We start from the raw sequence: 23184 nt of genomic DNA, 5'->3' as shown, positions 1-23184 counted from the left end.
GGTCCTTCCGAGGGGTGGTCGCTTGCGTTCGTCCTCAGTCTGTGACTTCATGTCAACATGAAGTCAAGCATCGAGAGTCCGTGGTCCGTGGGAGAGGTCGCCGAACGCTTCGAGCTGCCCACGAACGTGCTCAGGCACTGGGAGTCGGTCGGCCTGCTGCGCCCCGCGCGGGACACCGCAGGGAGGCGCCGCTACGGCCAGGACGACGTCGTGCGCATCGCTGTCATCCAGCGCAGCAAGGCAGCCGGGATGACCCTCGATCAGATCGCCGTGCTCCTCGACGACGGCAGCGCGGGGCGTCACGAGGTGCTGCAGCAGCACCTCGACGATCTCGATCGGCGGATGGAGGACATGCGCCGCTCGCGGGAGATGACCGAGCACGCGATGGGATGCCGGTCGCACGACATCGCCACCTGCCCGCGCTTCCGGGCCAGCGTGGAGGACGTCCTCGCGCGTCTCTGACGGCGGCCGAGCACCCCCGGGGCATCCGGCCCATGCATAGGAACCCCCGCGTAAACTGGGAATCGTGCCACTCGCCTCGACGGTTCGTCCGATCCGCAGCGGCCGCTCCTCCCGCATCCGGCCATCTCGCCGCGCGGTCGGGGCCGCGCTCGCCGCGGTGCTCGCCATCGGTCTGAGCGCCTGCGCTCCCGATCCCGTGAACGACTCGTTCCTCAGCGGTGACAACCCGGGCTATGTCGCGGCAGACGGAGCGATCGTCGAGATTCCGGTCGCCGAACGCGGCGACCCCGTCACCGATTTCGGCGGACTCACCGAGGACGGCGAGGACTTCTCCAGCTCTGACCTCGCGGGCAAGGTCACGGTCGTCAACTTCTGGTACGCCGGATGCGCCCCGTGCCGCCTCGAGGCGGAAGACCTCGAGAGCGTCTGGCAGGAGCACGGCGGCGACGACGTCGCCTTCCTGGGCATCAACACGCGTGATCAGGCCGACACCGCGAAGGCGTTCTCCGCCGAGTTCGGTGTGACCTACCCGAGCCTCATCGACGTCGACACGGCCGAGGCGAAGCTCGCCTTCGCGTCGTCGGTGCCGATCCAGGCGACCCCCACCACTCTCGTGCTCGACAAGCAGGGTCGCGTGGCCGCCCGCATCATCGGGCCCATCGATGGCACCTCGATCCTCTCGACGCTCGTCAAGGACGCGCTCGCGGAGGACTCGTGAGTCTCCCGGGAGCGGCGTGAACCCCGAAGTCATCATCGGATCGGGAGCCCTCTGGCTCGCGATCCCCGTCGCGCTGCTCGCGGGCCTCGTGTCGTTCCTGTCGCCGTGCGTGCTGCCCCTGGTGCCGGGCTACCTCGGATTCCTCGGGGGAGCGGTCGCCCCCCGCCGCGTCCCGAACCCGACGGACGGCACGGCGGTGTCGACGGTCGAGGCCCCCGCTCGCGGCCGACTCGTCGTGGGCGTGCTGCTCTTCATCCTCGGCTTCAGCCTCGTGTTCGTGTCCCTCACCGCGCTCGGCGGGCTCGCCAACGTCTTCCTGTTGCAGTGGGGCGAGCTGATCACTCGCATCCTCGGCGGCGTGATCATCCTGATGGGCCTCGTGTTCCTCGGTCTGTTCGGGTTCGCCCAGCGCGAGCTGCGATTCCATGTCGACTCGAAGGCCGGCCTGATCGGCGCACCGCTGCTCGGCATCGCCCTCGGCATCGGATGGGCGCCGTGCCTCGGACCCACGCTCACCGCGATCTTCGCCCTCTCGTTCAACGCCGGCGACCCGGTGCGGGCGGGCCTGCTGGGGCTGGCGTACTCGCTCGGCCTCGGCATCCCGTTCCTGCTGGTCGCGCTCGGCTTCGGATGGGCGACGAAGGCGATCGGATTCCTGCGCCGGCACATCCGCGTCGTGAACGTGATCGGCGGCGTGCTGCTCATCCTCCTCGGGCTGCTGATGGTCACGGGGCTCTGGACGGACATCATGTCCCGACTGACGGCGGTGATGAGCAGTGTCGACCTCCCGATCTGATCAGAAGAAGACGCATCGGAAGGATGACGTGAGCAGCACAACCGAGAGGTCGAGCGATCCGCTCCGGCCGTCCGACCACGTCGACGGCGAAGAGTCGATCACCCAGCCCCGCCTCGGATTCGTGGGCTGGCTGCGCTGGGGATGGCGTCAGCTGACCTCGATGCGCACCGCGCTGATCCTGCTGCTCGTGCTCGCGATCGCGGCGATCCCCGGCTCGATCTTCCCCCAGCGGATGGCCGACCCCAACGGCGTCACGCAGTGGGAGCGCGACAACCCCGATCTCTTCCCCGTGCTCGACGGGCTGAAGATGTTCGACGTCTACCTCTCGCCGTGGTTCTCGGCGATCTACCTGCTGCTGTTCGCCTCGCTCGTCGGCTGTGTCATCCCGCGCATCCGCCACCATGCGAAGGCCCTGCAGGCACGCCCCCCGCGCACCCCTGCACGTCTGAAGCGCCTCGCCGACTTCCGCGCGGTCGAGCGCGCCTCGACGGATGCTGCGGCAGAGGCCGCCGCATCGATCGACATCGCGCAGAAGCAGCTCAAAGCCCTGGGCTACCGGGTCGAGCGGTACGACGACAAACGATCGTCGTCGGTCTCGGCCGAGCGCGGCTACTGGCGTGAATCGGGCAACCTGCTCTTCCACCTCGCTCTCGTCGGCGTCCTGATCACGGTGGGCGTCGGGGGAGGGTTCGCGTACACCGGACAGCGCGTCCTGGTCGAGGGCGAGACGTTCGCGAACACCCTGCTCGACTACGACTCGATGAACCGCGGCCGCTTCGTGAGCGACGGAGCACTCGCGCCCTACTCGATGCGTCTCGACAGCTTCGACGTCACATACCAGCCGTTCGGCGAGCCGGGCTCGGGCCAGGCAGGCGACTTCTCGGCCAACGTCACCGTGCAGGAGAACGGCGAGGAGCGCACCGGATCGGTCAAGGTCAACGAGCCCCTCGGCGTCGCCGACGACAACGTCTTCCTGCTCGGCAACGGCTACGCGCCGACGATCACCGTGCGCAACCCCGATGGGGACGTGGTGTTCACGAACAGCACGCCGTTCCTGCCGCAGGACAACAACATGACCTCGCTGGGCGTCATCAAGATCCCCGACGGCCTCAGCGAGCAGGTCGGCCTCGTCGGCTTCTTCTACCCGACGACGGGGGTGCTCGACACCGGCGCGTTCTTCTCGGGATTCGGCGACCTCACCAACCCGACCCTCACGCTCGACGTCTACACCGGCGACCTGGGCATCAACGAGGGCATTCCGCGGTCGGTCTACGTGCTCGACACCACCGGCATGACCAAGGTCACCGGGCGCACGACGGACCTCGAATCGATCGAGCTGGCACCCGGACAGACAGCCGACCTGCCGAACGGCATGGGAACCGTGACCTTCGAGGACGAGTCCCCGGCGGGTGCGACAGACGCGTCGCAATCGGTCAAGCGCTTCGCCTCGTTGCAGATCCACCGCGACGCGTCTGGCCCCTGGGTGCTCGGCTTCGCGCTTCTCGCGCTCGGCGGTCTGATGCTCGCCCTGTTCATCCCGCGACGCCGGGTGTGGGTCAAGGCGACGGCACAGGACGGCACCGTCTCTCTCGAGTACGCCGGTCTCGCTCGCGGCGAGGACCCGACGCTCGCGACGGCCGTCGACGACCTCGTGGCAGGTCATGCGCGTCTGATGGACGCGGCCGGGGTCACGACGGCGGTCGAGGTCGAGGAGCCCGACACCGACACGGACGCCTCAGAGGCGGAAGACCCTGAGGCTGACGGCTCCGACGCAGATGGCTCCGACCAGGCGGCGACGGCACCCGAGACGCCCGCCGACCGCGACTCCGCGCGCCCCGCATCCGACACCCCGAAAGTAGACTGACACCATGTTCGATCTCGAAGTGATCTCGCCGATCCTGCTGTGGACGGCGATCGCGATCTATGCGGCGGCCTTCGTGGCCTATGCCTTCGACCTCGCCCGTCGGTCGCAGCTGTCCGCGGACGCGGCGACCGTGCAGGAGTTCGAACTCGTCGGAGCCGGAACCCGCTCGCGCGGCGGCAAGGCGGCGACGGCTGCCGCGGCATCCGGCTCCGAGGCCGCGCCTCAGCGCTTCGTGATGGCCCGCATCGGGACCTCGCTGACCGTGCTCGCGTTCATCTTCCATTTCGCCGCCACGCTCACCCGTGGTCTCGCGGCCGGGCGAGTGCCGTGGGCCAACCTCTACGAATTCGCGATGATGGGAACGCTGCTGATCGTCGCCGTGTTCCTGGTGGTGCTGACGCGCATCGATCTGCGCTTCCTCGGCACGTTCATCACCGGTCTGGTCGTCGTGCTGCTGGGTCTCTCCGCCACGAACTTCTACGTCGACGTCTCGCCCCTGATGGACCCGCTGAAGAGCGTGTGGCTGGTGATCCACGTCTTCGTGGCCTCGCTCGGCACCGCGTTCTTCGCTCTGGCCTTCGCCCTCTCGGTGATCCAGCTGATGCAGTCGCGTCGCGAGCGCCTCATCTCCGAGGGCGCGGAGAAGACCGGCCCCGGATTCCTGCGCACGTTCCCCGGGTCCGAGCGGCTCGAGAGCATGGCCTACCGCTTCACGATCATCGGCTTCATCCTCTGGACGTTCACGCTGATCGCCGGCTCCATCTGGGCCTACTACGCCTGGAGCCGCTTCTGGGGCTTCGACGTCAAGGAGACCTGGACCTTCGTCATCTGGGTTCTCTACGCCGGGTACATCCACGCTCGCGCGACGCGCGGCTGGCGCGGCAACCCCTCGGCGTGGCTGGCGATCGTCGGCTTCTCGGCCGTGCTCTTCAACTTCACGATCGTCAACGTCTTCTTCAAGGGTCTGCACGCATACTCGGGCCTCAGCTGAGCGCCCGAGCGCGGCTCATCTGAACGAGCGCAGTCCGAAGGGGATGACCTCGGAGTGCTCGGCTCCGTCTTCGTACCAGACGAGCTCGACTTCGCTGATGGTCTCGGCGGGGCGCGAACTGAGCGAGCGCCGCGACTTGTGCGACAGCTCCGTCCACGCCGCGGGCGCGAGCGTCTTCGCATAGATCACCGACAGGTGGAACGTCCAGTCGTCCGTGCTGCGCTCGTCGAGACGGCGGAAGTCCGTTCCCACGAGCGCTTCGCTGAGCGTGGAGTACGCCGACACGATGGATGCGGTGCGCCGCAGCCGCAGGATGACGACCTGCCAGGGGGCGGGGAACACGTCGACGGCCTCGGCGACGACCTCGATCGGACGCTGCGCCACCGCCCACTCGCGGATCAGCGCGAGCAGCTCTTCGCGGCGCTCGGGCTCATGGAACGCGCGCAGGGTGACGTGCTCGGTGTGCGGGTGCGGAGCATCCATCCGGCCGAGCGCCGACCTCTGCTCGGCCCGGTACACGTCCGACACGGCCCGCGTGGGTCGCAGCACGAGATACTGCTGTCCCTCGAGTGACTCGAGCTGGGCGGGAGAGGTCATGAAGGGGCGACGCATCCTCTGATCGTACGTGCGCGGGCACACGTCCGAATACCGTTCGATCTCGAGCGGGCACGGATTCGGAGCGGATACAGGACGCGCCGCGCATCGTGATCGATGCGCGGCGCGTCCTGCGTCGTGGTCCGAAGCGGTGCTCGGTGGGGTGGTTCACGCCGTCGCGAGGGCCGCCTTCACGGAGGTGGTGCGCCGCAGTGCCACCGCGACGGTGGTCGCGACGAGCGACAGCACGCCCCAGACGATGAGGCCTGCGGCTGCGCCGCCGTTCGCGGTGATCAGCCCGGCGAACGCGGGGGAGGTCGGCAGCGATGCGCCGAGATCCGCCAGCCATCCCGGCACGGTCGAGATCAGACCGGTCGCGATCGCGAGCACACCGACGAGCGCGCTGACCCAGCGGCCGACGCCGCCGAAGACCGCGACGAGTGCCTGGTTCACGGCCGCGAAGGCGACCCCGGCGAGCACGGCGATTCCTGCGAAGGCCCACCAGGCCGCGGCGTCGTATCCGGCGACGATCTGCACGATGAGCGACACCAGCAGACCCTGGGCTGCACCGATGGCGGCAGCCGGGGCGAAGGCGCGCAGGGCGAGTCCGGCCGACGAGCGTCGGGAGGTCAGGGTGCGCGCGGTGTAGGCCCGCATGACCAGGAACGAGGCGAGCGAACCGAACCACAGCACCACGGCGGCGAGCAGCGGGATCGCGGTCGGGCCGAAGATCGTGGCGCCGTCGGCGCCCTTGGACGCCACCGGATCGGCGATCACCGACGCGAGCGAGGTCGACTCGGAGTCGCTGAACGAGGGGAGCGAATCGGATGCGGTGCGCAGGCCGCTCGCGAGATCGCCGGTTCCCGTGGCGAGGGTGTCGAGGCCGGTCGCGAGCTCGTCGGCACCGGTCGCGAGCTCGGTCGCTCCGTCCGACAGCTGGGATGCGCCCGTCGCCAGTGCTCGTGCACCGCTCGCCGATTCGTCGAGACCCTGCGACGCCAACTGGTTCAGACCGTCCGCGAGACCCGTCGCCCCCGCACCCGCCTCGCCGAGCTGGGCCGCGAGAGTGGTGAATGCGCCCGGGAGAGTCGCGATCTGGGGAGAGACGGTCGTGAGGTACCCCGATGCGGTTCCGGCCGACGTCGCGGCATCCGCAGCGTTCGCGGCCTCGGCGGCGAGCTCGGCGCACAGATCACCGGAGGTCATGGGGTCACAGCTCGCGGCCATCGCGCCGAGGCGCTGAGCAAGCCCGGCGGTCTGGGTGGCGGCATCCGTCGCGGCCGCGGTCCCGGTCTCGACAGCTCCCACGAGAGCGGGCAGCTGACCGGCCTGATTCTGCAGCTCCGTCGCGCCTGCGGTCAGCCCGGTGCCGATCTGGCTCGCGCCGTTCGCGGCCTCGCGGGTCTTCGACGCGAGTGTGTCGAGCCCGGATGCCAAGGAGGATGCGCCGTTTCCGAGCTCCGTGGCACCGGAGGCGAGCTGAGTCGCGCCGTCGGGGATCGCCGCGGCTCCCGTGGCCGCATCCCGCGCGCCGGTGGCGAGTTCGGCGGCGCCGTCCGCGGCCTCGCCGATCTGGTCTCCGATCGTGGTGAAGCCGACGAGGATGTTCTCCGTCGTCGCCTCCGACAGCAGTGTGCCCATGCTCGAGGCCGCCACGTTCGCGATCTGACTCGTGATCAGGTCATCGGCGACGAGCCCGTCCTCCGGGGTGGTGACCTGGATCGTGGCCTGCTCCGCGTCGCCGCCGCCGTCCGAGATCGCCTGCCCCGCCGAGGTCGCTGCGGCCGAGAACTCCTCGGGGATCGTGATGACGGCCTGGTACGAGCCGTCGGCGAGACCGTCGGCGGCGTCGTCCTCGTTCGAGATCACCCAGGTGAGGTTGGAATCGAGCTCGTCCGATCCTTCGACGAGCCCCGAGGCGAGCTGCCGACCGAGCGGAGTGAGCTGCCCGTCGATCTCGACGGGCTCGTCGAGGTTGACGATCGCCGCGGTCATCGACTCGAGACGCTCGGTGGGATTCTGCAGGGCAGCGACCAGGATGCCGCCCACTGCCGCGGGAAGCAGAAGGACGCCGAGGATCGTCAGCCACGTGATGGGCTTGCGCGAACGGGCGCGTTCGATGGGGAGGGTCATGCGTTCACCTCGGTCGATTCGGTGGTGCCGTCGACGATGCGGGGCACCGAGGACTCGGATTGCGACTGTGCGGCTGGCGCGTCGATGTCGATCGTGTCAGCCGATGAACGGCCGGCATCGGCCAGGATCTCCAGGGCCGCCTGGGGATCGAGTGCGGTGAGCAGCATCGCCGTCGTGCTGCGGGAGTCGCGCAGTCGCGCCGCGAGCTGATCGCGTTCGGGGCGGGAGAGCCGGTCGGCTCCGTCGATCACCACGAGAGCCGGCCGTCCGCGCAGTGCCTCGGCGAGGTCGGCCGACAGGCTCGCGGCATCGGCGGCCATGACCGCTCCGACATGCGCCCGCACCCACGCGGATCGACCGGGCAGAAGATGGCCTGCGACCCGGAGGCGGCCGTCGTCCGCAGTCGCCCGCCCGGCGATCGTCAGAGCGAGCGCGCGCAATGCGCCGGCTGACGATCCGGTGAGCACGGCGGAGGCCCCGGGTGCGAGGCGCAGGTGGAGGCCGTCGATGCCGGCATCCGTCATCGTGAGGTCGTCGGCGGCGACGATCGACTCGTCGCCCGGCCAGCCCGCCAGGTGACGCTCGCGTTCGACCGCCTCTCCTTCGATGTCGACGCTCGGGAGGATCCGCTCCAGCCAGGCCGGGATCTCCCACGCGCGCTCCCCGAGGATGGCCATGAGTGCAGGGATCAGCGTCATCCTCACCAGGAACGCGTCGATCGCGATGCCGGCCGCAAGGCCCAGCGCGATCGGCTTGAGCGACGAGTCGCCTTCGGGGACGAACGCCACGAAGACGGCGAACATGATGAGGCCGGCAGCGGTGACGACCTTCGCCGATCCCGTGAAGCCGCTGCGCACGGCACGCAGTGCCGCGGCTCGGCGAGTCGCGCGATCGGGGCTCCTGCCGTCGGGATCGTGCACGAAGTCCTCGCGCATCCGAGACACCAGGAACACCTGGTAGTCCATCGCGAGCCCGAACAGCACACCCATCAGGATGATCGGCATGAAGCTGATGATCGGACCGACCTTCGCGACATGGAGGGCGTCGGCGAACCAGCCCCACTCGAACACGGCTCCCACGATGCCGAACGCGGCGACGATCGAGAGCAGATAGCCGGCGGCTGCCGTGACCGGCACCCAGAGTGAGCGGAACACGATCGTGAGCAGGATCAGGGACAGGCCGATGACGAAGATGCCGAACGGGAGAAGGGCGTTGCCCAGCTGGTCGGAGATGTCGATGCCCACCGCGGTGAACCCGGTCACCTTCAGGTCGATGCCGAACTCGTCGAGCCACTCGTCGTGGTGCGAGCGCAGCTCTCGCACGAGATCGGCCGTCGCGGGGTCATCGGGTGCGGTCTCGGGGATGATCTGCACGATGCCGGTGTCTGCGGTCTCGTTCGGGGTGGCGAGGGCGACCTCCTTGACCCCGTCGATCTGGGCGACCTCGTCGCCGAGATCCTCCATCAGGGTCAGCGGATCGGTCGACGTGACGATCGTGCCCGTCAGGATCAGCGGTCCGTTGAACCCGGGACCGAACTGCTCGCCGACCAGGTCGTAGCTCTGCCGCGCTTCGGAGTCCTGCGGCAGCACGCCCGCGTTGGGCAGCGCGAGATTCAGGCTGAGGGCGGGCACGGCGACGATGCCGAGCCCGAGCACGACGGCCAGGGATACGAGGATCGGACGCCGGGTGACGCCGGTCACCCAGCGCTCGCTGAAGCGACGGCGCTGCGCGGGGGCTGCCTTGCCCTTCTTCGCCTTCGGAGCCCGGCGCGGTCGACCGGCGACGCGGCCCTTCATGAAGCCGAGCAGAGCGGGGGTGAGCGTCACGGCGATGGCGACGGCGACCGCGACGGCGGCGGAGGCCGCGATGCCCATCGTCGTCAGGAACGGGATGCCCGCGAACCCGAGTCCGATCAGGGCGATCAGCACGGTCACGCCCGCGAACACCACCGCCGAGCCTGCCGTGCCTACAGCCCGCGCTGTCGACTCCTCGGGGTCGACTCCCTCGCGGACCTGATCCTGGTGCCTGGCCATGATGAACAGTGCGTAGTCGATTCCGACGGCGAGCCCGAGCATCAGGGCGAGGAGGGGAGTGGTCGACGAGACCGTGGCGAAGGCGGTGGCGGCGAAGATGCCGGCCATCGAGATGCCCACACCGAGCACTGCCGTGAGCAGCGGGAGCCCTGCGACGACGAACGAGCGGAACGTGACGATCAGCACCAGCAGCGCGATCAGCAGACCCACGGCCTCGGTGAGCGTGACACCGGGGATGGAGGTGGCGAAGAGCTCTCCGCCGAGGGAGGTCTGTGATCCGTCCGGCAGCTCATCGGCGAGTTCGGCCACGACGGCTCGCAGGTCATCCTGCGTCTCCGCCGATACATCGCTGGCCTGGCCGTCGAACTGCAGGCGGATGATACCGGCCGTCTCGTCGTCGTTGATCATGCCGCTGACCATCTCGTCGAACGGGGAGGTCGCCGAGAGCACCGAGTCGTCGAGGTCGGCGAGCTGGTCGACGGCATCCTCGATGTCGGTCTTATATGCGTCATCCGTGATCGAGTCGCCGTCGGCGGCGACCACGATGATCTGCGCGCTGGTGCCGCTGACCGCGGGGAACGAGCGGTTGAGCTGCTCGAGGCCGGCCTGGGACTCGGTGCCCGGGATCGAGAAGGAGTTGTCCGTGCCAGCCCCGAGGACGAGGGCGCCGGCCCCCGCGATGCCGAGGGCGAGCAGCCAGGAGACGAGAACGCGCCACGGGTGCCGGTAGGACCAGCGACCGAGCGAGGACAGGAGTGTGGACACGAGGCTCCTCAGGGAATACGGGCTGGATACACAGGTGTATCCAATACATACCTGTATCGTAAGGTGGTCCGAGCCCCGGAGTCTGTGTGCGGGGTGTGAGAATGACAGGCAGGAGGATTCGATGACGACACCCGCCACCCGCAGCCGGGAGAACACGCGAGCCCGGCTTCTCGATGCGGCCGCGCAGGTCTTCGCCGAGGTCGGCCTCGACGGCGCCTCCGTCGAAGCGGTCTGCGATCGCGCCGGGTTCACCCGCGGCGCGTTCTATTCGAATTTCGAGTCGAAGGACGAACTCTTCCTCGTGCTCGCCGGCAGCGTCGGCGAGCAGCGCGTCAATGCGGTGCGTGACCGCGTCGACGAGATCGCCGCCGAGGGCGGTCTGTCAGAGGGATGCGACCCGGTCGAGCTCGTCCAGCGGATCATGGACGCGGGCGGCGATGACCGCCTCGGCGTCATGCTGATGAGCGAGATCCGGATCCGTGCTCTGCGTGACCATCAGTTCGGCGCTGCCTACCTCGTGCAGGAGCGCGAGATGGTCTCGAGCATCGCCGTGATCATCACCGACATCGTCTCGGTGAGCTCGCTCGAGCTGAAGGTTCCCGCCGAAGAGGCCGCGCGCATGCTCATGATCATCTGGGAGGGCATGACCGTTCGCGGAGCGATGGCCGGTCAGGACTCCGATCAGCTGCGGCATTCCAGCGGCGAGGAGCTGGGGCGCCTCGTGCAGCTGCTGCTCGCGGAGTGACCTCGCAGACGAACGGCGCTCAGCGCGCGTCGAGCACGGCGTAGCACCGCGTGAGGCGATCGAGCCACCAGTCCCGTCGGTCGTCCGAGGCGGCGAGCCGCGCCAAAGCATCGGGATCCGGGGTGACCCGAGCTGCCGGGATCGAGCCGTCCACCGGGCGCAGGTCGGCGACGTCGTCGAGGAACAGGGATGCCGTGCCGAGCCCGCAGTCGTAGTCGAGAGTCGGCAGGGCGGCGGCGAGCGCCGCACCCTGGGAGAGTCCGATCGCGGTGTCGAGCGCGCTGGAAACCACGACGGGCAGGCCCGCGGCGGTGATGATCTGCAGCGCATGCGTGATGCCCCCGAGCGGCTGCGCCTTGATGACGAGCAGGTCGGCGGCCTTCTCGCGCGCGACCGCGAGCGGGTCGGAGGACTTGCGGATGCTCTCGTCGGCGGCCACCGGAATGCCCATGTACTTCACCCGGGTGCGCAGTTCGGCGAGCTCCGGCACTGTCGCGCACGGCTGCTCGACGTACTCGAGATCGAACTCGTTGAGCGCATGCACGGCGTGCTCGGCCTCGTCGACGTTCCACAGGCCGTTGGCATCGACGCGGATGCGACCCTCCGGCCCCATGGCCTCGCGCACGGCCCGCACACGGGCGATGTCGTCTGCGAGCGTCTGCCCGGGTTCCGCGACCTTGACCTTGGCGGTGCGGCAGCCGGCGAAGCGGGCCAGCACTTCGGCGACCTGCGCCGCCTCGACAGCCGGGATGGTGGCGTTCACGCCGATGCGCTCGCGGAGAGGTTCGGGCTGCGTCCTCCAGGCGAAGTCGATCGCCGCCGCGAGCCAGGTGGCCGACTCGAGATCGTCGTACTCGACGAACGGAGAGAATTCCGCCCATCCCTCCGGCCCTTCGACGAGCAGCGCCTCTCTCTTGTCGACCCCGCGGAAGCGGGTGTGCATCGGAAGCGAGACGACCCTGGCCGAGCCGAGCAGATCTGCGAGCGGTGGGAGCATGTGCTCATTCTGCTCTGTCGACGCCTCGTCGGGGATCCGCCGTGCCGACGGGTCCGCCTCAGCGCAGGCGCTTCTGCAGTTCGCCCATCCGCTCGCTGGGGCGGAACCCGAGCGCGGTGTTGACGGCGAGCATGTGCGCGTTCGACTCGGCGTTGTAGGTGTAGACGGCGCGGGTCTGCGGCGCCTCCCTCTGCAGCATCCGCAGGTTGGCTGCCTTGACCGCGATGCCGAGCCGGTGCCCCCGGTCCGCGGTGCGCACGAGCGTGCCCCACTGATAGGCGTTGCCGTCGTCGGTCGACACGACGAGCTGCGAATACGCCGCGGCCTCGCCGTCGGCCGCGAGGGCGATGGCCCCGAACGACACGCGCCTCTGTCGGTCGAGCAGTTCCTCGCTCTCGCGGATGCTGTCGACATCGGGTCTCTGAGGTTCGATGGCGAGTTCGCCGGTCGGGGCTTCGGTCTCGAGGGCGGCGTCGAGGATCGTCCAGCGTTCCACGACCTCGTCGGGGATGCGGCCGACCCAGCTGCGGATCTCGTACGGAGCGATCGCCGATGCGATGTCTCTCTCGATCCGGTCGAGCAGTGCGGGGTCGACCGGGAGGTCGAGCCTGCTCTGCACGTCGCCGAGGGCCAGACTGTAGCCGCGGGCGCGTGCGAACTCACGCCCCGGCGATCCGGCACCTTCCGAACCGAGGGCGTGGCGCCACGACGTCGCCCCCTGCGCAATCGTCCGACCGGACGCCGTGACCTCCGCCTCGAGGAACGCGAGGGCCTCGGAGCCGATGCCGCGCCGTCGGTGCTTGGGCGGCACGCTGATCGCGAGATGGGCGACCTGGGTGTTGTCCTTCAGGGGGAGCGCGAGGCTCGCGGAGCCGACGATCCGGTCGGCGTGGCGCAGCAGATAGGCGCGTCGGTCGACGACGGCCGACTCCTGCTGCAGCTCGCTGCGCGACTCCTCGAGCGACCACACGACGGCATCCGCGCCGCGATCCGCGCGTTCGGCGGTGGCGTACGCATCCCACCATGCATCGACGGACCGGTCATCGGTCGCGTCGATGCGGAGGATCTCGATCGCCATGCGACCACCGTACGTGCCTTGTCCTTCACATAAATGTGTGATTGACAATGGTGTGTGACGCACAGTAATGTGATGGACATGAAAGAGACCCTCGACACGCATCTGCAGGAACTGCGCCGCGGCACCGTGGTGCTGGCGTGCCTGCAGCTGCTGCGCACGGCGGGGTACGGCTACGGGCTGCTCGAAGACCTCGAGCGCCGCGGCTTCGCCACCGATGCGAACACGCTGTACCCGCTGCTTCGGCGTCTCGAGAAGCAGGAGTACCTGACGAGCGAGTGGAACACCGACGAGGCGCGGCCCCGCAAGTTCTACCGCACATCGGAAGCCGGCATCCGGCTCGCCGACACCCTGACCGAAGAATGGCGATCGCTCACGACGGCGATCGCGACCCTCACAGCTGAGGAGAACTGACATGCCCTCGACAGCCACGCTCACCGAGCGATACATCAGCGCCACGATCCGCAGCCTCACGCCCGAGGTGCAGGACGACGTCCGCGCCGAGCTCGAAGGATCCATCGCCGACGCGATCGACGCGAGACTCGAACAGGGGGACGACCCGGCCGAGGCGGAACGGGCGGTCCTCACAGAGCTGGGTGACCCCGGCGTCCTCGCCGCCGGCTACGCCGACCGGCCGCTGCACCTGATCGGACCCCGGTACTACCTCGTGTGGTGGCGGCTGCTCAAGCTGCTGCTCATCATCGTGCCGGTGTGCGCGATGGGCGGAGTCGCGATCGCGCAGGCGATCGAGCGCGCACCCATCGGAACGATGATCGGCGCCGCCGTCACGGTCGGCATCTCGGTCATCGTGCACGTCTGCTTCTGGGTGACCCTGGTCTTCTTCATCCTCGAGCGCACCGGAGCGGACACCGGGGTGAAGTGGGACGTCGACCAGCTGCCCGAGCCGACCCAGAACGGAGCCGGCAGGGCGGATGCGATCGCGTCGCTCGTGTTCCTCGTGCTGGGGGTGGGCGCGGTCTTCTGGGACGCAGTCATCGGCTTCTTCCCGACCGAAGGAGATCCGATTGCGATCCTGAACCCGGGTCTGTGGCCCTGGGGGATCACGTTCTTCCTCGGGCTCTTCGTCGCCGAGGCGCTGCTGACGGTGGTGGTCTACGCTCGCCGCCGCTGGACGATCGGTGCCGCTGTGGTCAACACCCTGCTCGCGGCGGTGTTCGCCGTCTGGTCGCTGACGCTGCTGGTGCAGGGCGAGCTGCTCAACCCCGAGTTCCTCCGCTTCGTCTTCACCGACAACGGCGTGACGGATGAGACGATGCGCATCCTGACCGTGATCACCGGGTTCGCCCTCATCGCGTTCCCGATCTGGGACATCGTCGACGGCTGGATCAAGACCGCTCGCGCTCGCCGCGGCTGATCACCGCACGCAGACGGCGTCGCCTCTTCGGGGCGACGCCGTCTCCGTGTGCAACCCGGGCGGGAATAGGCTGGATGCTGTGACCAGCGCATTCGTCTCAGACCTGTTCGACCCGGACGAATGGGTGCTCGCGCCCGGTGCCGAGGACTACACCGACATCACCGCCCACGTGAGCACGGACGGCGGAGTCGCGCGCATCGCGTTCAACCGCCCCGAGGTGCGCAACGCCTTCCGCCCGCACACGGTCGACGAGCTCTACCGGGCACTCGACGACGCACGGCAGAACCCCCGCATCGGCGCGGTCCTCCTCACCGGCAACGGACCGAGTCCGAAGGACGGCGGGTGGGCGTTCTGCTCGGGCGGCGACCAGCGCATCCGCGGCCGCGACGGATACAAGTACTCCGATGACGAGACGACCGTGCACGATCCGGCTCGCGCCGGTCGCCTGCACATCCTCGAGGTCCAGCGCCTCATCCGTTTCATGCCGAAGGTCGTCATCGCCGTCGTGCCGGGCTGGGCGGCCGGCGGAGGGCACTCGCTGCACGTGGTGTGCGACCTCACGATCGCCTCCGCCGAGGAGGCGCGGTTCAAGCAGACCGACGCCGATGTCGGCAGCTTCGACGCGGGGTACGGATCGGCGTACATGGCGAGGCAGACCGGGCAGAAGTTCGCGCGCGAGGTGTTCTTCCTCGCCGAGGAGTACTCGGCGCAGCGGGCGTACGAGGCCGGGGCGGTCAACCGGGTCGTGCCCCATGCCGACCTCGAGCGCGAGGCGCTGAAGATGGCGCGCTCCGTGCTCACCAAGTCGCCCACGGCGATCCGCATGCTGAAGTTCGCCTTCAACGCGGTGGACGACGGGCTCGTGGGGCAGCAGGTGTTCGCGGGCGAGGCCACGCGTCTCGCCTACGGCACCGATGAAGCGGTCGAGGGCCGCGACTCGTTCCTCGAGAAGCGGGACGCCGACTGGACCTCGTTCCCCTGGCACTACTGAGCGGATCGAGACGCACATGGTCGCGCTGACGCCGACGGATGCCGAGGATCCGGCCGAACTCCGGGCCGCTCTGGCGCGCGCGCTCGACGGCGGGCCGGCGCTCGGATTCGGGATGCTCGGAGACGCCCCGAAATGGGTGCCGGACGGCACGGCCGTCGTGATCGCCACCTCGGGCTCCAGCGGGGTCCCCAAGCGGGTCGCGTTGAGCGGCGAGGCGCTGCGGGCGAGCGCCGAGGCGACGGCGTCGAGAGTGGGCGGTGGGCGCTGGCTGCTCGCCCTGCCCGCCGGATACGTTGCGGGACTCCAGGTCATCGTGCGGTCTCTGATGGCAGGCACGCACCCTGTCGCGCTGAGCGGTCGGTTCTCGCCCGATTCGTTCGCCGACGCGACGCTGTCGATGCTCCGCCCGCTGCCGGGCGGTTCCGCCGGCATCCCCGAGCTGTACACCTCGCTCGTCCCCGCGCAGCTGTCGACGCTGCTCGATGCGGCAGACGACCGACCTGTGCGTGCGGCCCTTCAGGCGTACCGGGCGATCCTCGTGGGTGGCCAGGCGCTGCCGGAACCGCTGCGCGACCGCGCCGCCGATCTCGGCATCCGACTCGTCCGCACCTATGGCTCCACCGAGACGAGCGGGGGATGCGTCTACGACGGCGTCCCCCTCGACACCGTCGCCGTGCGCACAGTGGACGGAGAGCTGCGCATCGCCGGTCCGATGCTCGCTGACGGCTATCTCGGCGACGGGGAGCTCACGGCGAAGAACTTCTCGCGCGACGAGCACGGCATCCGCTGGTATCACACCGGCGATCTCGGGCTCTATGACGACGGCGTCGTGCGGGTGCACGGTCGTGCCGACAACGTGATCGTCTCCGGCGGCATCAACATCTCGCTCGATCGGGTCGAGCGGTTGGTGCGCGGCGTTCCGGGTCTCACCGATGCCGTCGTGGTCGGCGTGCCGGACGAGCGATGGGGCGAGGCCTCGGTCATCGTCGCCCCGAGAGGCGAGGCGCTGCGGCGCAGCGAGGCCGAGCAGCTCGCGCACGCGAGGGATCTCGTCGCCGCCGAGCTCGGCAGGCACGCGAGACCGGCTCGGCTGATCATGGTCGACGAACTGGCCGTGCTGGCCTCAGGGAAGCCGGACCGCGAGTCGATCAGGCGGGCCGTCGCCGAACTGCACTGACGGCGGATTTCAGCGGCGAGAAGAGCACTGCCAGACTGAGCCATGGCCACCTACACCCACGGGCATCACGAGACCGTCCTCCGCTCGCACAGCAGTCGCGACATCTCCAATTCGGCGGAGTACCTCCGCCCGCACCTGACAGAGACCACCCGGCTTCTCGATGTCGGAGCGGGGCCAGGCACCATCACGATCGACTTCGCCGGCACCGTCGCCCATGTCACGGCGACCGAGATCGATGAGAACGCACTCTCGCTGTCGCGCGATCTCGCATCGCGCAGGGGACTGGACAACCTCGACTTCGCGGTCGAGGACGTGCATGCACTGACCTTCGCCGACGACAGCTTCGACGTCGTGCATGCGCACCAGGTGCTGCAGCACGTCGGCGACCCCGTGCAGGCGCTCCGGGAGATGCGTCGGGTGACGGCGCCGGGTGGTGTCGTGGGGGTGCGCGACGCCGACTATGCGGGCTTCCTCTGGTTCCCGATCCTGCCCGAGCTCGATCGATGGCTCGACCTCTATCGTCGCGCTGCCCGAGCGAACGGCGGCGAGCCCGATGCGGGGCGTCGACTGCTCGCCTGGGCGCGGGCCGCCGGATTCGACGACATCACGGCGACGTCCTCCACGTGGACATACGCGACCCCCGAGGACCGCGCATGGTGGGGCGGCATGTGGGCCGATCGCATCCTCGAGTCCGCGCTCGCCCGGCAGCTGGTCGACGGCGAGATGGCGACGCGGGGCGACCTGCAGGAGATCAGCGACGCATGGAAGCGCTGGGCCGACGACGGCGACGGCTGGTACCTCGTGCCGCACGGCGAGATCATCGCCCGCGCCTGACCGGACCGCGGATACATCTGCAGGCGGATGCGAGGCGGATGCCGTGCCGCGTAGCGTGGGGGAGTGATCCGCCCGCTCTCCCGTACGGCGCTCGTGCTCGACATCGTCGGGGCGGCGCTGCTCTTCGTCATCCTCACGCCGTTCTCCGTCGTCTTCTACGGCCCGGGGGCGGTCGGCGAGGGGATCAGCGGTGCGGCGGTCGCGGCGATCGTCACCGCGGGCATCCTGATGTTCGGCGGAGTCGCGATCGGCAGGCTCGCCCCCGGACTCGCGCTCGCCGCGGCCTGGGCGGGCGCGATCGTGCAGATGCTGTCCGGATTCGGTCCGCTGCCGATCGATGTGGCGATCCTCCTTGTGCTCTACGCGACCGCCGCCTGGGGGTCCCGCGCGGTGCTGTGGTGGGGTTTCGGCTCGGCGCTGCTCGGTGCTCTGGTCTCGGCGGTCTACCTGGTCGTCGTCACGGGCGTCACCTCCGGCGCCAGCGGGTGGGATCAGCTGACGACCGGCACGCTGCTCCTGGTCGTCTCGGTGCTCGCGCTCGGATTCGCGTGGGTCTGCGGTCTGCTGTGGCGGGTGGTGCTGCGCGCGCGGAGCACCCGTTCGGCGCAGCTGAAGGCGGAGTCGCTCGCGGCGGAGGAGCAGGAGCGTGTGCGGATCGCCCGCGACATGCACGACATCGTCGCGCACTCGCTGGCCGTGGTGATCGCGCAGGCCGACGGCGCCAGGTATGCGGCCGCCGCGAAGCCCGAGATGGCCACCGAGGCCCTCGGGACCATCGCCCAGACCGCTCGCAGCGCGTTGAGCGACGTGCGTCTGCTGCTCACGCAGCTGCGCCACCGACAGGGGGACGGTCCCCAGCCGACGCTCGCAGACCTCGAGTCGCTGTTCGCGCAGGTGCGTCAGGCGGGAGTCGAGGCCCGGATCACCGTCGATCCGATGCCGCCGGGGGAGCCGCCGGGAGCCATCCAGCTCGCGGTGTACCGGATCCTCCAGGAGGCGCTCACGAACGCCATCCGTCACGGCGACGGCGCGGTCGACGTGCACCTCGCGTGGCTTCCCGACCGTGTCGACATCCAGGTGCGCAACACCGTGGGACGGGATCAGCCGCAGATCGGCGGCGGTCACGGGGTGATCGGCATGCGTGAACGGGCGCAGCTCGTCGGCGGTAGCCTTCAGGCGGAGCGCCAGGGAGCGCAGTTCGTCGTCCGCGCCTCGCTCCCGATCGGAGAAGTCGCATGATCAGGGTCGTCCTCGTCGATGATCAGGCGCTGTTCCGCGCCGGAGTCCGCATGCTGCTCGCCTCGCAGCCCGATCTCGACGTCGTCGGAGAAGCGGGCGATGGCCGCGAAGCCGTCGCTCTCGTGCACGCGACTCGACCGGACGTGGTGCTGATGGACATCAGGATGCCGGTCATGGACGGGCTCGCTGCGACCGCCGAGATCCTCGCTCAGCCCGACCCGCCGCGCATCGTCATGCTGACGACCTTCGACCTCGACGAGGCCGCCGCTCGCGCGATCCGTCAGGGGGCGAGCGGATTCCTCCTGAAGGACGCCGACCCCGAGTTCCTCCTCGCCGCGATCCGCACCGTCCACGCGGGCTCGAGCGTCATCGCCGCGTCGGCGACCCGCGAGCTGTTCGAGCACTTCGCCGAGGAGCCGAAGCCGGTGCCGGTGCAGTTCTCCGCGCTGACCGAGCGTGAGCGCGAGATCTTCGCGCTCGCCGCCCGGGGGCTCTCGAACTCCGAGATCGCCGCTCGCGAATATCTCAGCGAGGCGACCGTCAAGACCCACATCAGCCGCATCCTGACGAAGCTCACCCTCCGCGACCGGGTGCAGCTGGTGGTCTTCGCGTTCGAGCACGGACTCGCCTGACCCGATTCCTGTCCGCGGGATCATCCTTACGATGTAGGCGGATGCGCCGTCAGGCCGACGCGGCGGAGCAGCCGGCGTCCGTAGCGTCGAAGGCATGGAGATCACGACCACCGACCTCGGGCTCGCAGCCCGCGTCCAGCACCTCAAGAAGACCTACGGCGCCGGCGAGGGCACCGTCCACGCGCTGGACGACGTCAGCGTCGGCATCCGCCGCGGACAGTTCACCGCCATCATGGGACCGTCCGGTTCGGGCAAGTCCACGCTCATGCACATCATGGCCGGCCTCGACACCCCGACGCAGGGGAGGAGCTGGATCGGCGACACCGAGATCACGGAGCTCGGAGACCTCGATCTCACGATCCTGCGCCGCCGCCGGGTCGGCTTCATCTTCCAGGCGTTCAACCTCGTGCCGACGCTCACCGCCCTCGGCAACATCATGCTGCCGTTCGAGCTCGACGGGCGGCGACCCAGCGCGATCGAGAAGGCGCGCATCGACGGACTGATCCAGACGCTCGGGCTCGGATCCCGTCTGCAGCACCGACCGCATCAGCTCTCTGGGGGTCAGCAGCAGCGCGTCGCCATCGCCCGTGCGCTCGCCACGGCGCCCGATCTCGTGTTCGCCGACGAGCCCACGGGCAATCTCGATTCCCGCACGGGGCGCGAGGTGCTGCAGCTGCTGGCCACCGCGAGCCGCGAGCACGGACAGTCCATCGCCATGGTCACCCACGACGCGATCGCGGCGAGCCATGCCGACCGGGTGCTGTTCCTCGGAGACGGCCGGATCGTCGCCGACCACCCGCGCCAGAGCGCCGAGGAGATCTCGGCCTACATGCTCGCCGCCGAGGTCGCGGCATGAGCGCCGTCATCGAGTCTCCGACTCTCGCCGTCGTACCGCAGACGTCCGCGACCGGTCCGCGCCTCGCCTGGCTGCGCGACCGGGGCATGGGCGCCAGCATCCTGGTCGCAGCGCTCTCGGCCGCCTTCGGAGTGGTGCTGGTCGAGACCACGGCCTACCTCGGAGCCGTGCTGCAGGCCGACCCCTTCATCGGCGACAGCGAGACGCTCGCGTTCATCGTGGGACTGCTCTCGGTGCTGCTCACGGGCGTCGCGATGTACGTCGCCGCGATCGTCACCGCGAACACGTTCTCGACGATCATCGCCGGGCGCACGCGTCAGATCGCCCTGATGCGCCTCATCGGCGCGACCGCGAGGTCCCAGCGGGCCGTGGTCGGCCGGCAGGGCTTCGCGGTGGGGGTCATCGGCGCGGCACTCGGGCTTCTCGCCGGCCTCGTGATCGCCGCGGTCGGCGTGCAGATCGGTTCCGGACTGATCGAGAACGTGCCGCAGGGGTTCTCTCTCGCCCAGCCGTTCATCGCCTTGCCGGTCGTCGGCGTCGCGCTCACGACCTGGGCGGCGGCATGGGTGGGCTCCAGGCGCGTTCTCGCCGTCACGCCGCTGCAGGCGATCGGCGGGTCGGTCGAGCGCACTCACGAAGAGCTGTCCCGCCCCGGGCGGCACATCGGCGCATGGATCCTGCTGGCTTCCGGCACCGTGCTGCTGGCGGCAGGGGTCGTCGTCGGCCTCGTGCACCCGCTCGGGGTGGTCGTCGCCTTCGTCGGCGGACTGCTCTCCTTCACCGGACTCGCGCTCGGATCGGTGCTGTTCATGCCTCCCGTGCTCCGTCTGGTCGGGCGGATGTTCGGATCGAGTGCCACGGCACGACTCGCGGCCGAGAACGCCCTCCGCTATCCCGAGCGCTCGTCGCGCATGGCGATCGGCGTCGTGATGGGGGTCACACTGGTCACGATGTTCGCGGTCGCGCTCGAATCGGTCAAGCAGATGCTGATCGGTCAGGTCGAGGGCGAGACGCCTGCGGAGTTCTTCACCCCGTTCGACGCCTTCGCATCGGTGATGATGGTGCTCGTGGCGGTGTCGGCGGTGATCGCCGCGGTCGGTCTCGTCAACCTTCTGACGATCGGCGTCGTGCAGCGTCGTCGCGAGCTCGGACTCCTCCGGTCCATCGGCCTGTCCAATGGGCAGGTGCGCCGCATGGTGCTGCTCGAGGCGGCGCACATCACGGTGGCCGCCACGCTGACCGGGTTGATCCTGGGCATCGCCTACGGATGGATCGCGGCGCAGTCGCTGCTCGGCTCCGTGCCGACCCTGCCCGACTTCGAGGCCGCCGGGCTCGTCGCACCGCACGTGCCCTGGCTGCCCGTGGTCATCATCGTCGCGGCGACCGCTGTGCTGACCCTGGTGGCTGCCGCGACGCCGACCCGCCTCGCCACCCGCGTGGCGCCCGTCGACGCACTGGCCGCCGACTGACGACGACGCCTGAGGATGCCCCGATGACCGAATCCGTCATCGGGGCATCGGCACCCGGGCGGTCGTTCTAGGCTGGACGGATGCCGTCTCCGTTCGACCAGTCCACGTATCAGGTGCGTCTCGAGTGGGGCGTCGACGGGCTCGATCGCCTCGCGACCGCCGATGTCGTCGTGGTGGTCGACGTGCTCCGCTTCTCGTCGACGGTGGCAGACGCTGTCGCGTCGGGCTCAGCGGTCTCGCTCGACGACGCGCGTGAGTGGTCCCGCAATGGCGCCGCGGTCGCCGCCCGCGCCGGCGACGCGGTCGTGCTGATCGGAAGTCTCCGCAACGCGGCGGCAGTGGCACGAGCGATCGCGACGCTGCAGGAGCGCAACCAGTCACGCACTTCCGTGAGCGTGATCGCCGCGGGCGAAGCCGACGCCGCGGGCGCCGTGCGCTTCGCGGTCGAGGACCACCTGGGAGCCGGTGCGATCGTCGCCGCGCTCACCGAACTCGGCATCGACCACACGGCGCCCGATGCGGCCGTGGCCGCCGAGGGATTCCGCGCGCTGAAGAGGGCGCTGCGCCACATGGTCAGCGCGAGCGGTTCGGCGCGTGAGCTCGCGGACGGGGTCGCCGCGACCGAGCGGATGCGGGCATCCGGTGCTGCGCCGACGACGGTGTCGGACGCCGCCGAGCTCGACGCCCTGGATGTCGTCCCCGTGCTGCGTGACGGGCTCTTCGTCGCCTTCGACTAAGCGGTCTGCGGTCGTCCCCGGCGCGCAGGCCATCCCCGCTCGGGGGTGAGGCGCCTGTGGATCTCGTCCCTGCACGCGCTCGGCAACAGGCCGTGCATCCGGCACGGGTTTCGTGTTCCGCGACGTAGGGTCATGGCATGAGGTTCGTCCCCGCTTTCGTCGTCGATGCCGTCCTGGTGCTCGTCTTCGCCGTGATCGGCCGTGCCTCGCACGGAGAAGATCCCGGCGGGTTCCTGCTCACCGCCTGGCCGTTCATCGTCGCCCTCCTGCTGGGTCACGTCGTGGCGGCGCTTCTGCCGGCGAGGCCGCGTCGACCGTGGTCGCTGGCCTGGGGTGCCGTCGTCTGGCTCGTCACCGTCGTCGGCGGGCTGCTGCTGCGCGTCGTGGCGGGGGACACCGCGCAGATCGCGTTCATCATCGTCACGACCCTCGTGCTCGGCGTCTTCCTCGTCGGGTGGCGAGCCGTGGCAGCGCTCCTGCGTCGGCGTGCGGGGCGTGCGAGCGACGCCGGCGCGGCCCCCGGGCGGCCTGAGGAGCGGGAGGATGACGACACTCCCGTCGACCGGGACGCACCCGCCGACGCGGCAGCCTCGGAGCGAGCGCAGGAGGAACCCTCGCCCGAGGCCGATCCGGAATCAGGTCCTCACGCGCGCTGACCGCACTCTGCGGGTTCGCGGCGCTCGGGGCGGGTCGACGTCGTG

22 protein-coding genes are annotated in these 23184 nt (G+C 69.6%); 17 read left to right on the top strand and 5 right to left on the bottom strand.

Going from position 1 to position 23184, the window contains the following annotated elements; genetic code table 11:
• The first annotated feature begins 57 nt into the window (after positions 1 to 57).
• The 5 genes from LQZ85_RS10815 to ccsB all read left to right on the top strand — a co-directional run bounded on the left by LQZ85_RS10815 (position 58) and on the right by ccsB (position 4831).
• Positions 58 to 462 carry a MerR family transcriptional regulator gene (locus tag LQZ85_RS10815; RefSeq protein WP_056277127.1) on the top strand — a complete coding sequence of 135 codons (405 nt, stop codon included), beginning with the start codon at positions 58 to 60 and terminating at the stop codon, positions 460 to 462.
• 64 nt (positions 463 to 526) lie between these two features.
• Complete coding sequence (locus LQZ85_RS10810) at positions 527 to 1180, top strand: TlpA disulfide reductase family protein (protein WP_082586511.1); 654 nt, start codon at positions 527 to 529, stop codon at positions 1178 to 1180.
• Positions 1181 to 1196: 16 nt separating this feature from the next.
• Positions 1197 to 1976: a cytochrome c biogenesis CcdA family protein gene (locus tag LQZ85_RS10805; RefSeq protein ID WP_056277130.1), complete on the top strand. Its 780-nt coding sequence runs from the start codon at positions 1197 to 1199 to the stop codon at positions 1974 to 1976.
• A gap of 28 nt (positions 1977 to 2004) precedes the next feature.
• The gene (locus tag LQZ85_RS10800) at positions 2005 to 3840 is read left to right on the top strand and encodes a cytochrome c biogenesis protein ResB (protein WP_230100886.1); all 1836 of its coding nucleotides are present in this window, start codon (positions 2005 to 2007) and stop codon (positions 3838 to 3840) included.
• Positions 3841 to 3844: 4 nt separating this feature from the next.
• On the top strand, positions 3845 to 4831 hold the full coding sequence (ccsB, locus tag LQZ85_RS10795; RefSeq protein ID WP_056277133.1) for a c-type cytochrome biogenesis protein CcsB: 987 nt from the start codon (positions 3845 to 3847) through the stop codon (positions 4829 to 4831).
• A 15-nt stretch (positions 4832 to 4846) separates the two neighbouring features.
• Here ccsB and LQZ85_RS10790 read toward each other — a convergent pair whose 3' ends face one another.
• The 3 genes from LQZ85_RS10790 to LQZ85_RS10780 form a co-directional block, all read right to left on the bottom strand.
• Complete coding sequence (locus LQZ85_RS10790; protein ID WP_082586536.1) at positions 4847 to 5428, bottom strand: 2'-5' RNA ligase family protein; 582 nt, start codon at positions 5426 to 5428, stop codon at positions 4847 to 4849.
• A 165-nt stretch (positions 5429 to 5593) separates the two neighbouring features.
• Positions 5594 to 7558: a YhgE/Pip family protein gene (locus LQZ85_RS10785; RefSeq protein ID WP_053098873.1), complete on the bottom strand. Its 1965-nt coding sequence runs from the start codon at positions 7556 to 7558 to the stop codon at positions 5594 to 5596.
• Positions 7555 to 10356, bottom strand: coding sequence for an MMPL family transporter (locus LQZ85_RS10780; RefSeq protein WP_082586513.1), 2802 nt, complete (start codon positions 10354 to 10356; stop codon positions 7555 to 7557). The genes LQZ85_RS10785 and LQZ85_RS10780 overlap by 4 nt, the downstream gene beginning before the upstream one ends.
• Positions 10357 to 10477: 121 nt before the next feature.
• On the opposite strand from LQZ85_RS10780, the gene LQZ85_RS10775 reads away from it, so the two are divergent.
• Positions 10478 to 11101, top strand: a complete 624-nt coding sequence (locus LQZ85_RS10775) for a TetR/AcrR family transcriptional regulator (RefSeq protein WP_053098875.1) — start codon at positions 10478 to 10480, stop codon at positions 11099 to 11101.
• 19 nt (positions 11102 to 11120) lie between these two features.
• Here LQZ85_RS10775 and LQZ85_RS10770 read toward each other — a convergent pair whose 3' ends face one another.
• Both LQZ85_RS10770 and LQZ85_RS10765 read right to left on the bottom strand, forming a co-directional pair.
• Positions 11121 to 12098, bottom strand: coding sequence for an o-succinylbenzoate synthase (locus tag LQZ85_RS10770; protein ID WP_056277139.1), 978 nt, complete (start codon positions 12096 to 12098; stop codon positions 11121 to 11123).
• Between the two features lie 58 nt (positions 12099 to 12156).
• The gene (locus LQZ85_RS10765) at positions 12157 to 13176 is read right to left on the bottom strand and encodes a GNAT family N-acetyltransferase (protein WP_230100885.1); all 1020 of its coding nucleotides are present in this window, start codon (positions 13174 to 13176) and stop codon (positions 12157 to 12159) included.
• A gap of 78 nt (positions 13177 to 13254) precedes the next feature.
• Between LQZ85_RS10765 and LQZ85_RS10760 the strand changes: the two genes are divergently transcribed.
• From LQZ85_RS10760 to LQZ85_RS10710, 11 genes are all read left to right on the top strand, one after another.
• Positions 13255 to 13587, top strand: coding sequence for a helix-turn-helix transcriptional regulator (locus LQZ85_RS10760; RefSeq protein WP_230100884.1), 333 nt, complete (start codon positions 13255 to 13257; stop codon positions 13585 to 13587).
• A gap of 1 nt (position 13588) precedes the next feature.
• Positions 13589 to 14548, top strand: coding sequence for a permease prefix domain 1-containing protein (locus LQZ85_RS10755; protein WP_056277150.1), 960 nt, complete (start codon positions 13589 to 13591; stop codon positions 14546 to 14548).
• A 79-nt stretch (positions 14549 to 14627) separates the two neighbouring features.
• Positions 14628 to 15539 carry a 1,4-dihydroxy-2-naphthoyl-CoA synthase gene (locus LQZ85_RS10750; protein ID WP_230100883.1) on the top strand — a complete coding sequence of 304 codons (912 nt, stop codon included), beginning with the start codon at positions 14628 to 14630 and terminating at the stop codon, positions 15537 to 15539.
• Between the two features lie 16 nt (positions 15540 to 15555).
• Entirely contained in the window at positions 15556 to 16716 is a 1161-nt protein-coding gene (locus tag LQZ85_RS10745) for an AMP-binding protein (RefSeq protein ID WP_056277153.1), read from the top strand.
• Positions 16717 to 16758: 42 nt separating this feature from the next.
• Positions 16759 to 17550, top strand: a complete 792-nt coding sequence (locus LQZ85_RS10740) for a methyltransferase domain-containing protein (RefSeq protein WP_056277158.1) — start codon at positions 16759 to 16761, stop codon at positions 17548 to 17550.
• Between the two features lie 63 nt (positions 17551 to 17613).
• Entirely contained in the window at positions 17614 to 18789 is a 1176-nt protein-coding gene (locus tag LQZ85_RS10735) for a histidine kinase (protein WP_056277160.1), read from the top strand.
• Positions 18786 to 19421: a response regulator transcription factor gene (locus LQZ85_RS10730; protein WP_053098884.1), complete on the top strand. Its 636-nt coding sequence runs from the start codon at positions 18786 to 18788 to the stop codon at positions 19419 to 19421. Before LQZ85_RS10735 ends, LQZ85_RS10730 begins: the two co-directional genes overlap by 4 nt.
• A 94-nt stretch (positions 19422 to 19515) precedes the next feature.
• Positions 19516 to 20277 (top strand): ABC transporter ATP-binding protein, encoded by a 762-nt coding sequence (locus LQZ85_RS10725; protein WP_056277163.1) that lies wholly within the window; start codon positions 19516 to 19518, stop codon positions 20275 to 20277.
• Positions 20274 to 21746 (top strand): ABC transporter permease, encoded by a 1473-nt coding sequence (locus tag LQZ85_RS10720; protein WP_072590816.1) that lies wholly within the window; start codon positions 20274 to 20276, stop codon positions 21744 to 21746. Before LQZ85_RS10725 ends, LQZ85_RS10720 begins: the two co-directional genes overlap by 4 nt.
• Before the next feature lie 80 nt (positions 21747 to 21826).
• A complete protein-coding gene (locus LQZ85_RS10715) occupies positions 21827 to 22483 on the top strand; it encodes a 2-phosphosulfolactate phosphatase (protein WP_056277169.1) in 657 nt (218 codons plus the stop codon).
• Positions 22484 to 22620: 137 nt separating this feature from the next.
• Entirely contained in the window at positions 22621 to 23139 is a 519-nt protein-coding gene (locus LQZ85_RS10710) for a DUF3054 domain-containing protein (RefSeq protein ID WP_082586514.1), read from the top strand.
• Positions 23140 to 23184: the final 45 nt, after the last annotated feature.

The sequence above is a fragment of the Microbacterium sp. Bi98 genome (genome assembly GCF_918698045.1).
Lineage (GTDB): Bacteria > Actinomycetota > Actinomycetes > Actinomycetales > Microbacteriaceae > Microbacterium.
This window is presented reverse-complemented; position numbering and strand designations above follow the sequence as displayed.

Coding starts and splice junctions, on each gene's coding strand:
- LQZ85_RS10730 (WP_053098884.1), top strand. CDS start 18,786: ATGATCAGGGTCGTCCTCGTCGATGATCAGGCGCTGTTCCGCGCCGGA.
- LQZ85_RS10765 (WP_230100885.1), bottom strand. CDS start 13,176: ATGGCGATCGAGATCCTCCGCATCGACGCGACCGATGACCGGTCCGTC.
- LQZ85_RS10790 (WP_082586536.1), bottom strand. CDS start 5,428: ATGACCTCTCCCGCCCAGCTCGAGTCACTCGAGGGACAGCAGTATCTC.
- LQZ85_RS10740 (WP_056277158.1), top strand. CDS start 16,759: ATGGCCACCTACACCCACGGGCATCACGAGACCGTCCTCCGCTCGCAC.
- LQZ85_RS10775 (WP_053098875.1), top strand. CDS start 10,478: ATGACGACACCCGCCACCCGCAGCCGGGAGAACACGCGAGCCCGGCTT.
- ccsB (WP_056277133.1), top strand. CDS start 3,845: ATGTTCGATCTCGAAGTGATCTCGCCGATCCTGCTGTGGACGGCGATC.
- LQZ85_RS10755 (WP_056277150.1), top strand. CDS start 13,589: ATGCCCTCGACAGCCACGCTCACCGAGCGATACATCAGCGCCACGATC.
- LQZ85_RS10785 (WP_053098873.1), bottom strand. CDS start 7,558: ATGACCCTCCCCATCGAACGCGCCCGTTCGCGCAAGCCCATCACGTGG.
- LQZ85_RS10745 (WP_056277153.1), top strand. CDS start 15,556: ATGGTCGCGCTGACGCCGACGGATGCCGAGGATCCGGCCGAACTCCGG.
- LQZ85_RS10720 (WP_072590816.1), top strand. CDS start 20,274: ATGAGCGCCGTCATCGAGTCTCCGACTCTCGCCGTCGTACCGCAGACG.
- LQZ85_RS10770 (WP_056277139.1), bottom strand. CDS start 12,098: ATGCTCCCACCGCTCGCAGATCTGCTCGGCTCGGCCAGGGTCGTCTCG.
- LQZ85_RS10760 (WP_230100884.1), top strand. CDS start 13,255: ATGAAAGAGACCCTCGACACGCATCTGCAGGAACTGCGCCGCGGCACC.
- LQZ85_RS10815 (WP_056277127.1), top strand. CDS start 58: ATGAAGTCAAGCATCGAGAGTCCGTGGTCCGTGGGAGAGGTCGCCGAA.
- LQZ85_RS10710 (WP_082586514.1), top strand. CDS start 22,621: ATGAGGTTCGTCCCCGCTTTCGTCGTCGATGCCGTCCTGGTGCTCGTC.
- LQZ85_RS10715 (WP_056277169.1), top strand. CDS start 21,827: ATGCCGTCTCCGTTCGACCAGTCCACGTATCAGGTGCGTCTCGAGTGG.
- LQZ85_RS10725 (WP_056277163.1), top strand. CDS start 19,516: ATGGAGATCACGACCACCGACCTCGGGCTCGCAGCCCGCGTCCAGCAC.